General features: G+C 49.4%; 1 rRNA gene. It reads right to left on the reverse strand.

The annotated features are described in order from the left end of the window. Nucleotides 1–2,119: ribosomal RNA gene (locus QL234_RS31865) — 23S ribosomal RNA — on the reverse strand; the annotation flags it as partial. Nucleotides 2,120–2,146 lie beyond the last annotated feature (27 nt).

Genomic DNA, 2,146 nt, shown 5'->3' on the forward strand with positions numbered 1-2,146 from the left:
TTCAAAGCCTCCCACCTATCCTACACATGTAGGAGCAATGTTCACTGTCAAGCTATAGTAAAGGTTCACGGGGTCTTTCCGTCTAGCCGCGGGTATACGGCATCTTAACCGCAATTTCAATTTCACTGAGTCTCGGGTGGAGACAGTGTGGCCATGATTACGCCATTCGTGCAGGTCGGAACTTACCCGACAAGGAATTTCGCTACCTTAGGACCGTTATAGTTACGGCCGCCGTTTACCGGGGCTTCGATCATGAGCTTCGCAGAGCTAACCCAATCAATTAACCTTCCGGCACCGGGCAGGCGTCACACCGTATACGTCATCTTTCGATTTTGCACAGTGCTGTGTTTTTAATAAACAGTTCCAGCCACCTGGTTACTTCGACCGACTTCAGCTTAGGGAGCAAGTCCCATCACCATAGTCGGCGTACCTTCTCCCGAAGTTACGGTACTATTTTGCCTAGTTCCTTCACCCGAGTTCTCTCAAGCGCCTTAGTATTCTCTACCTAACCACCTGTGTCGGTTTGGGGTACGGTTCCTTATAATCTGATGCTTAGAAGCTTTTCCTGGAAGTATGGCATCAATGACTTCAGCTCCGTAGAGCCTCGTCTCGTATCTCAGTCTTAGTGTCCCGGATTTGCCTAAGACACCAACCTACATACTTTCACATGGACAACCAACGCCATGCTCACCTAGCCTGCTCCGTCCCTCCTTCGCAATTATAAGAAGTACAGAAATATTAATCTGTTTCCCATCGACTACGCGTTTCCGCCTCGCCTTAGGGGCCGACTTACCCTGCCCTGATTAACATGGGACAGGAAACCTTGGTCTTTCGGCGTGGGGGTTTTTCACCCCCATTATCGTTACTCATGTCAGCATTCGCACTTCTGATACCTCCAGCATGCTTTACAACACACCTTCAACGGCTTACAGAACGCTCCCCTACCACTCAAACAAAGTTTGAATCCGCAGCTTCGGTGACTAGTTTAGCCCCGTTACATCTTCCGCGCAGACCGACTCGACTAGTGAGCTATTACGCTTTCTTTAAAGGATGGCTGCTTCTAAGCCAACCTCCTAGCTGTCTATGCCTTTCCACATCGTTTCCCACTTAACTAGTACTTTGGGACCTTAGCTGGCGGTCTGGGTTGTTTCCCTCTCCACAATGGACGTTAGCACCCATAGTGTGTCTCCCGGATAGTACTCACTGGTATTCGGAGTTTGCAAAGGGTTGGTAAGTCGGGATGACCCCCTAGCCTTAACAGTGCTCTACCCCCAGTGGTATTCGTCCGAGGCTCTACCTAAATAGATTTCGGGGAGAACCAGCTATCTCCCGGCTTGATTAGCCTTTCACTCCGACCCACAAGTCATCACCGCATTTTTCAACATACGTGTGTTCGGTCCTCCAGTTGATGTTACTCAACCTTCAACCTGCCCATGGGTAGATCGCCGGGTTTCGGGTCTATACCCTGCAACTGAACGCGCAGTTAACACTCGCTTTCGCTACGGCTCCCCTAATCGGTTAACCTTGCTACAGAATATAAGTCGCTGACCCATTATACAAAAGGTACGCAGGCACCGGACTAAATCCGGCTTCCACTGCTTGTACGTATGCGGTTTCAGGTTCTATTTCACTCCCCTCACAGGGGTTCTTTTCGCCTTTCCCTCACGGTACTGGTTCACTATCGGTCAGTTAGGAGTATTTAGCCTTGGAGGATGGTCCCCCCATATTCAGTCAACATTTCACGTGTGCCGACCTACTCGATTTCATGATAAGTTCGTTTTCGTGTACGGGGCTATCACCCTGTATCGCCAAGCTTTCCAGCTTGTTCCACTAACTTGCAAATCACTTAAGGGCTAATTCCCGTTCGCTCGCCGCTACTAAGGAAATCTCGGTTGATTTCTTTTCCTCGGGGTACTTAGATGTTTCAGTTCTCCCGGTTCGCCTCGTTAAGCTATGAATTCACTTAACGATACCCGCCTGATGACGGGTGGGTTTCCCCATTCGGACATCGAAGGCTGTAACGGTTTTTATCACCTTACCTTCGCTTTTCGCAGATTAACACGTCCTTCATCGCCTCTAACTGCCAAGGCATCCACCACATACGCTTAGTCACTTAACCATACAACCCCAAGTAGTCTTACCTAAG

The organism is Thalassomonas sp. RHCl1 (genome assembly GCF_947387555.1).
Classification (GTDB): Bacteria; Pseudomonadota; Gammaproteobacteria; order Enterobacterales; family Alteromonadaceae; genus Thalassomonas.